This window comes from Alloalcanivorax balearicus MACL04, assembly GCF_025532145.1.
Lineage (GTDB): Bacteria > Pseudomonadota > Gammaproteobacteria > Pseudomonadales > Alcanivoracaceae > Alloalcanivorax > Alloalcanivorax balearicus.
Genome location: NZ_ARXS01000049.1, coordinates 1 through 8,087 on the forward strand (window position 1 = coordinate 1; position 8,087 = coordinate 8,087).

8 protein-coding genes and 1 pseudogene are annotated in these 8,087 nt (G+C 60.8%); all 9 read right to left on the reverse strand.

Annotated elements, in window-relative coordinates; translation table 11 throughout:
- Window positions 1-658 (reverse strand): annotated as a pseudogene (locus MA04_RS21350) (aromatic hydrocarbon degradation protein); the annotation flags it as partial.
- Between the two features lie 645 nt (window positions 659-1,303).
- Complete coding sequence (locus tag MA04_RS21355; RefSeq protein ID WP_205475491.1) at window positions 1,304-2,029, reverse strand: nucleotidyl transferase AbiEii/AbiGii toxin family protein; 726 nt, start codon at window positions 2,027-2,029, stop codon at window positions 1,304-1,306.
- Window positions 2,022-2,246: a hypothetical protein gene (locus MA04_RS21360; RefSeq protein WP_205475492.1), complete on the reverse strand. Its 225-nt coding sequence runs from the start codon at window positions 2,244-2,246 to the stop codon at window positions 2,022-2,024. The genes MA04_RS21355 and MA04_RS21360 overlap by 8 nt, the downstream gene beginning before the upstream one ends.
- A 315-nt stretch (window positions 2,247-2,561) precedes the next feature.
- Complete coding sequence (leuA, locus tag MA04_RS21365) at window positions 2,562-4,274, reverse strand: 2-isopropylmalate synthase (protein WP_262462758.1); 1,713 nt, start codon at window positions 4,272-4,274, stop codon at window positions 2,562-2,564.
- Window positions 4,271-5,011, reverse strand: a complete 741-nt coding sequence (locus tag MA04_RS21370; protein WP_262462761.1) for a GntR family transcriptional regulator — start codon at window positions 5,009-5,011, stop codon at window positions 4,271-4,273. Before MA04_RS21370 ends, leuA begins: the two co-directional genes overlap by 4 nt.
- A gap of 211 nt (window positions 5,012-5,222) precedes the next feature.
- On the reverse strand, window positions 5,223-6,176 hold the full coding sequence (locus tag MA04_RS21375) for an endonuclease (RefSeq protein WP_262462763.1): 954 nt from the start codon (window positions 6,174-6,176) through the stop codon (window positions 5,223-5,225).
- A gap of 208 nt (window positions 6,177-6,384) precedes the next feature.
- Entirely contained in the window at window positions 6,385-6,798 is a 414-nt protein-coding gene (locus tag MA04_RS21380; RefSeq protein WP_116028126.1) for a c-type cytochrome, read from the reverse strand.
- Complete coding sequence (locus MA04_RS21385) at window positions 6,795-7,661, reverse strand: WD40/YVTN/BNR-like repeat-containing protein (RefSeq protein ID WP_262462767.1); 867 nt, start codon at window positions 7,659-7,661, stop codon at window positions 6,795-6,797. Before MA04_RS21385 ends, MA04_RS21380 begins: the two co-directional genes overlap by 4 nt.
- The coding region (locus tag MA04_RS21390; protein ID WP_316252639.1) for a DUF411 domain-containing protein at window positions 7,642-8,087 on the reverse strand (446 nt) is incomplete at its 5' end. The genes MA04_RS21390 and MA04_RS21385, both read right to left, overlap by 20 nt.

The following is an 8,087-nucleotide window of genomic DNA, read 5'->3' on the forward strand; positions in this document are numbered from 1 at the left end:
AGTCCAGGCTCATGCTGAGGATGGGCCGCAGCACTGGCTTGGCGGTGACGTCGAGGGCCTCGTACTGGGTGTTGCCGGAGAGGTCGGTGTGGGCGACCAGCTTGGCGTCGTAGGGCAGGGTGACACGGGTGGCGAAGCCGATGGCGAGGCCACGCCAGATGTTGGTGCCGATGCCCAGGGACAGGAACAGCGGCTCACGGCCATGGCTGAAGTACTGACCATAGGGGGCGGTCTGGGAGGTGAAGGCCATCAGTTCCTTGGAGTACTTCTCGGAGCCGAGCAGCAGGCCGAGAACCAGGGGCTGGCCCAGTTCGGCGATGTCGGAGAGATCGGTGCGCAGGCCGAGGAGGATTTGTTGTGCGGGATCATCCTGGACCTTGTACTTGCCGTGGTTCTGGCTGTCCGCCTTGAGGTTGGGATCGGCGTGCATGAGTCCGGCGGTCAGTTCGCCACGGGTGTCGCGGGCGAGGAAAGCCGGATTGTAGTAGGTGGTGGAGACCTGGGTGTTGAACATGGAGAGGGCCTGGACGGTGGCGACATCGCTGGGCATGACGCCGTAGGTGGTGCCCAGGTTACCCATGTTCGCGCAAGCAATCGCCGGGGCAAGCAACAGCGCCGCGGCACCGAGGCCACGGTTCAATACGGGGCTTAGTGTCATTGCTGACAATCCTCCTGATTATCTTCTTATCGTAGTGATGTTTTATTGTTCGAGAGGCCGGCGCTTGCCCATCCCCGGGCGGCTTCTCCGGTTCAATGGAGAGTACCCCATAAGAATGGGGGCACGTAACAAGTTGGCACTAAAGTTTCAAACAGGGACTCGAAGGTGAAAAATAAGTCTTTATAAATCAAAGAGTTGACCTTTATCTTCTGCGCCATTTAAAAGCGAAGAGCTCGATTTGCAGTGATTTTTACAGGATAAATAGAAGGTGCTTGGGACGTTTGCAAAAGCAATTTTTGATTGAGAAAAAGACAGTGCTACCAATCTGCACCGGAGGTGCAAAAAAAGGGGACAGGAAAGTTGGCCATCAATATTCTTATTGGGCCGTTTTTCTTTTAAGGGGATGCGAGGGGGTATTTGTACGGCAGCGGTTTATAACCAAAAAGTAAACGGATGTGCACGGAGTGTTGAGTGGCTGTGGAGAGCTGTTGATTCTGGAGATATGGATTCGCGCTGTATTCGCCGCCAGGGCAGCTCCCACAGCGGCTTCGTCGCACGATCCATGGGAAGCTGGCTTGCCAGCGAGTGGGCTCTCGACTGCAAAAGATTCGCCAGCCCTGCTGGCGAATCCGACTGATCCCAGAGTTAGACTTCGGAACGCGAACGTTTTGTCTTCGGTAGGTTCTGGTCGGCAGCGAGGAGGTCGATGCCGTCCAGGATCATGGAACGATCCCGGATTTCGAGAGCATCGAAGCACTTCCTTCTATAGTCTTCCGAGGTTTGGAACTTCGCCAATGCTTTTTTGAGAGGCTCCAGTACGGGATAGGCGGCTTCCGCCTTGGCAATGGCGGCATCGCTATGCTCACCATGTAATCTGAGAACCGCCAGATCAATCAGGTCACGGGATTCAATGCTGGAGTCTGCCCAGCGATCAGCGTTGGCCAGTAATTTTTCAGCGTAGCGGTCCGTTTGATTCAGGCAAGGCACATTCAGCCATTCGTGGGTTTCTGGTTCCCCAAGCTCGATCCGGGCTTCCGCCACAATCTCGAATTTGATCGGAGTGGCATCGACCATTACCAGGAAGCGGATCCCATATTGATCCGCTGTGAGATCTCGGGGAAATTCCAGGTTGTCCTGATTGAGAAATAAAAAGGAAGGAGCGAAGGCTGCTTCCATCGCCGCTTGACGCAACTTGCGGTAGCCGGGGCCGACGGCGCAGAGGAAGTCGACATCCTTGCTCCAGCGATATTCATCGTGCAGCAAGGAGATCAGGGTGCCTCCGCCGAAATAAGAGCCGGTTTCCTTGAACAGGGAGGGATCGAGCGCGTTGAGAACACTCAGAATTTTGCAATGATGTTCGTGATCAAACATCGAGTTGAAGCCAAGAACCCTTGGCGACGGCCAGTTTCCGGACAAAGGCTTTCTCCGGACCTTCCAGATCAGCCAAGGCACCCCGGTAGGCCCAGCCACGTTCATAGCGATTGAGCATTTCGTCCAAGGTGAGGTTATGCACGTCGCGCAACTCCCAGCACACCGCTTCCAGGAACGGAAGCCGCTCGGGCATATCGAAATTCGTTTGCTGCTGCATATCCCTGGCCTTTTATTTCCTAACCTTATGACGGAACGGAAGTCAACCTTCAGTTGGCAGTTTAGCGAAAGCACAAAGGGGCGTCTAATCCGCCAGATTTATGAGGAGGTAGGCAGGCTGGGGATCAGGAAGCAAGGAAAAAAGAGATGGCCGTTCTTGGGGGGGGGGGATTAGAACGGCCATGCTTTCAATACCTGAAAGAAGGGGTCTCACTGATTGGCACCCGTTGGGGGCGGGTGTGACCGAATCCTTGGTCGCCAGCGAGGCCCTTACTCTCTCACAGGTGACGGTAACTGTGTGTAAAATGCCTATAAATCAGTCTGTTAGTGTTAGGTGTGTCACATTTTGATGGCTTTCCATGGCCAGCCATCCTTTGCCTATCGCCCGGTTGAGGGCGCAGATCAGGGCCTGGAGGGAGGCGGTGAGCACATTCTGGTCCCGGGCGACGCCGAACAACTGCCGGGTGCCCACCCGGATTTCCACGTAGGCGTAAGCTTCCGAGTCGGCGCCATCACCGGCGGAATGCTGGTGGTAGTCGGCGATATCGAACGTCAGCCCCAGGTGGGCGCAGGCATCGACCAGCGCCGATAACGGCCCGTTGCCGCTGCCTTGCAGGGTGAGTTCGCTTTCCAGCGTTTGCAGAGTGCCACGCAGACGGGCCTGGCCGTCGGTGGTGGTCACCACCGGATCCCGCAGCGCCAGGGGGGCTGCTTCGAACAGGTACTCCTTGCGGAAGCACTCGAGAATCATGTCGCCGGTGATTTCGCGGCCGGTTTGGTCGGCGATCAGTTGCACCGCGGTACTGAACTCCATCTGCAGACGGCGGGGCAGGGTGATGCCGTGCTGTTCCATCAGATAAGCCACGCCGCCTTTGCCGGATTGGCTGTTGACGCGGATCACCGCTTCATAGCTGCGTCCCAGGTCGGCCGGGTCCACCGGCAGATAGGGCACTTCCCAAAATCCTTGCGGGTTGTTGGCGCGGGCGGCGAAGCCTTTTTTGATGGCGTCCTGGTGGGAGCCGGAGAAGGCGGTGAAAACCAGATCACCGGAATAGGGGTGACGCGGATGCACCGGCAGCTGGTTGCAATATTCCACTTCCCGCTGGGTGTGGTGGATGTCGGAGAAATCCAGGCCCGGGCTGACGCCGGCGGCGTACAGGTTCATGGCCAGGTTGAGCAGGTCCAGATTGCCGGTGCGTTCGCCGTTGCCGAACAAGGTGCCTTCGACCCGCTCGGCGCCGGCCAGCAATGCCAGTTCCGCGCTGGAAACGCCGGTGCCACGGTCGTTGTGCGGGTGCACGCTGATGATGACGCTGTCCCGCCGGGAGAGGTGACGGCAGAACCACTCGATCTGGTCGGCGAACACGTTGGCGGTGGCGACCTCCACGGTGGTGGGCAGGTTGAGGATCATTTTGTGCTGCGGCGTGGGTGCCATCACGTCCATCACCGCCTCGCAGATTTCCAGAGCGAAATCCTGCTCGGTGAAGCAGAAGGTCTCCGGGGAGTACTGGAAGGTCCAGTCGGTGTCCGGATAGCGCGCCATCTGCTCCCGGATCCGCCGGGTGGCGTGGGTGGCGATGTCGATGCAGCCCTGGCGGTCCACATTGAACACCACTTCACGAAACACTGGCGCGGTGGCGTTGTAGACGTGGACGATGGCGCGGGGCACGCCTTGCAGCGCCTCGAAAGTGCGCTCGATGAGATCCTCCCGGGCCTGGGTCATCACCTGGATGGTGACGTCGTCGGGGATGGCGTTGGTCTCGATCAGCTCGCGCACGTAGTCGTAATCGATCTGCGAGGCCGCCGGGAAGCCCACCTCGATTTCCTTGAAGCCGGTGCGTACCAGCAAATCGAAGAAGCGCCGCTTGCGCTCCAGACTCATGGGATCGATCAACGCCTGGTTGCCGTCGCGCATATCCACGCTGCACCAGACCGGTGGGTGCCGCTGAACGCGGTCGGGCCATTGGCGGTCCGGCAGCTGGACGGTCTGGAAGGGGCGGTATTTGCTGGACGGGTCCTTCAACATCATTTCGGTTCTCCTGCGATTCGGGGGGCATCACCCGCGGGTGACTCCGCGTTGTCCTGACCCGCCAGATAGTGGCGGATGGCTTGTTCGGCCTGGCTCAGATGGCGGCGTAGCAGTGCCAGGGCACGGCTCTCGTCGCCACTCCGCGCGGCATCGAGCAGGGCATCGTGGTCATCGCGGGCCTGATGGCCGGTGCCCATGGCGGAAAGATGGAAGCGCAAGAAGCGCTCTTCCTGCTCCAGTTCCTGCTCGATCAGATACAGCAGACGGGCGTTGCCGGCCCGCCGGTAGAGCGCCATATGGAACTCCCGGTTGAGACGGGCGAGGGTGGCGCTGTCCCTGGCTTGTCGCAGGGCGGTCAGGCGGGCGGAGGCTTCGGCCAGATCGGTGTCGCTCAGATGCGGTAGCGACAGACGCAGAGCTTCCGGTTCCAACAGCAGGCGCACGCCGTAGGTATCAATGGCGTCCTGGCTGATCAGCGCGGTTACCACGGCGCCTTTGTACGGCTGGATGTGCAGCAGCCCCTGGGACTCCAGCCGGCGCAGAGCTTCACGCACCGGCATGCGGCTGACCCCGAACAGGGCGGCGATCTCTTCCTGGCGCAATGGGGTTTCCGGCGGGATGCGGCCGTCCATGATTGCTTCACGCAGCGCGCTTTCGATCACGTCCCGTGCCAGATGGGCCGGGGTCTCGGTGGGCGTGAAGACGCCGGAGAGCGTGGGAATGGGTTTGCGGGGCACAATGCACCTCTAAATTGGATCCTGGATCCAATTTAGAATATGACGGTAAGGCGGTGGCTGTAAATAGATGGGGAGTGTTTTGCGTTCGCTGGCAAGCCAGCTTCCCACAGCGGCTTCGTAGCGCCCTCTGTGGGAGCTGCCTTGGCAGCGAATCGGCGTGTAGGCAGGCTGCCCCACAATTGTAAGGCAGCCGTAACCCGCAAGCCGCGACTCAGCGGCAGTTACCGGCCTTGCGATAGCCGGCGGCGCGGGCGGCGGCTTCGTTGTCGAAGTTCACCCGGTTGCTGGGTTTCATGGCGTTATAGCTGGGGCAGCCCTGGGGCAAATGGTAGACCTTGCTGTTGCGGTTGCCGTGAATGGGGCCCGTGGATCGGGTGCTTTCGGTGCTGGCTGGTGTCCGACTGGCATCGGCGACGGCGGAGACCAGACCCTCGCGGCTGTTGCGGTGGTTCAGCGTCCAGCTTCGCTCGCCGGTAACGAACGGATTGGAGTGCCCCATGATGGCGGCGATGCGCCGGTCCCGCTGGCGCTCCCAGGCGGATACCGGATGGTCGCGGTCCCAGGCCATCAAGAGCCGTTGTTGCTGTTTGCTCAGGCGCAGGCCATAACGGTCGGCCATGTAGAAATAGACGCGGGCGACCTGGCCGCGCAGTGCCGGTGGCGGTTGCGCGGTGCGGTGTTTGAAATCGACCTTGAAATCGCAGGCGCCGTATTGAGCCGCTACGTTCCGAACCGGTCCGAAGTTGTAGTTGCTGCGATCGCCGTTGACCTCGCCCACCACCGGGGTGAGGTTGTGCATGTCCGCTTCCATGACGCGGAATACGGGATCTTCCGATACGCAGTTGCGGCGCCCGCCGTTTTGCCAGCACTGACGATGACGGCCGAAGTTGGAGGCGGGAACGATATGCTCCCATTCGATGCGCGCGGCCCGGTTGGCCTGGGCGCGCACCTGGTAACCACATTCCCGCAGATGTACCCGGCCGCCGGTGCGACCGGTCCAGTCCCAGGTGCATTGGCAGTAGGCGTCGCCGACCTGATTGCGGTCGTTGTAAACGTGATCGCGCAGTTCTTTTTTGGCTTCGGCGAAGTGTTGTGGCGCGGCCAGCGCCGACAGGGTGAAAAGACAAACAAAGAGAGCAAGGAGCCCGCGTTTCAATAATGCCATTAACAAAAAAGCCTTGTTTTACAGTGTGGGAACGGCGTGAAGTGAGCGGCGCGCAGTATAGCGATTTGATCGGCCGGGGAAAGGGGAACATGACAATGTAAAAACGCGATCAGAAGGAGCTACGAAGTCGCTGTGGGACCTTGCCTGCAAGCGAATTTTTTTGGGGAACGAGCAATTCGCTTGCAGGCAAGCTCCCACAGCGGCTTCGTCAGGTGCGGCTTTCTTCCTGCTGGAACCGCCGCTGTTCCGGAGTCCACAGGGTTTTCAGATAGGTGATCACGGCGCGAATTTCCTCCGGCGTCATGATCGCGCCAAAGGCGGGCATGGTCAGGCGGCGGGTTTCGTTCCAGGGGTCCCGCCAGCCCTCGGCGACCATTCTGTACAGCATGGCGTCGGCGTGCTTCCAGGTGTGCCCGGTGGCGTCATGGGGTGGTGCCGGGAGCTCTCCCGCTGCGTTGGGGTGTTCCCAGCCCGGCTGGCCTTCTCCGTCGGGGCCATGGCAACTGGCACAGAACTGCTGGTAGAGCTTCTCCCCGGACGGTGTTGCGTCGCCGCCCGCTGTGACCAGGGCGGAAAGGGTCAGCAGGGCCGTGGCCGTCGCGAGGCGGATGAGCGTTTTCACTCGTCAGGGTTCCAGGTTCGGCCCTGATCCTCGCTGGTGAGCAAGCGGCCTTGGGCGGTGAGTGCCAGCAAGGTGTTTTCATCCACGGCGGTAAGGGCCACCAGCGGTGTGTTCGTTTCCGTCAGGGCTTGCCATTGTTGTCCGCCGTTGTCGCTGTGGAACAGCCCGGTGTCGGTGGCGGCAATCCAATGCTCGGGGTGACCCGGCAAGTCGATGACGCTGTGCACCGGGCCGGATTCGAAGTCGCCGCCGAGGCGCCAGCCGCAAAAACAATCCATGGACAGGCGCACCGCCGTGGCGGAGCCAGCCACCAGCCAACCGGTCTGCATGCTGCCGGGCATGTCCGAGTGGATCAGCCATTGGATGCCCTGGGTAGGGCCACTGTCCATCAGGCGCCAGGTCTTGCCGCCGTCTTCACTGCGGTGAATGCCGATGTCGGCCAGCACCGCGTACAGCGTATCCGGCTGGGTGCGATGGGGCGTGAATGCGATGACGTCCGTGCTCGGCAAATCGCCTTGAATTGACCTCCAGTGCTGGCCCCAATCGTCACTGCGTTGCACGCCGATTTCCGGCCCGGTGATGTACAGGGTCGAGGGCGACACGGGACTGAGCACGGCGGCGGTGAGCGGGCCGCCCTTGGCGGTGGCCGGTAAGGGAAGGTCCCGCCAACCGCGCCCCTGATCCTCGCTGACGGCGAGATGGTCGCCCAGGGCGCGGATCAAATGGCCTTCCTCATAGCTGAGGGCGGCGGTGGCGAGGGCATCGGTGGCGGCTTGCGCCAGCGGTGCCCAGATCAGGGCGAATAGCGCCAGGGCACGGATGGCACCGGGACAGCGGCGGCGGTTAGTCGGCATAAACGTCATAGACCTCGTGCCGTGGTGGCAAGCTGGTGAAGCTGTACACCTTCAATGGTGCCCGCTTGGCGCCGGGCATGCCCGGAGCGCCCCGCGGCATGCCGGGCAGGCTCAGGCCCACGACCGCGGGCTTTTCCTTGAGCAGACGGCGGATGCTGTCCACCGGAATCAATCCTTCGAAGACGTAGCCATCCAGCAGCAGGGTGTGGCAACCGTAAAGTGGCTCGGGCACGCTATGGCGCTGTTTGATCGTGTCCATATCGTTGCTGTTGACCATTTCCACATCGAGGCCATTCTGGCGCAGGTAAGCCGCGTATTCATCGCAGCAGAAGCAGTTGGGATTCTTGAAAAGCCGGGCGTTGTTGGCGGCGTTGCCGGCCACGGGGAACAGCAATAACAAAGACGGGTATACGGATTTAATGGTTGATGGGGCAC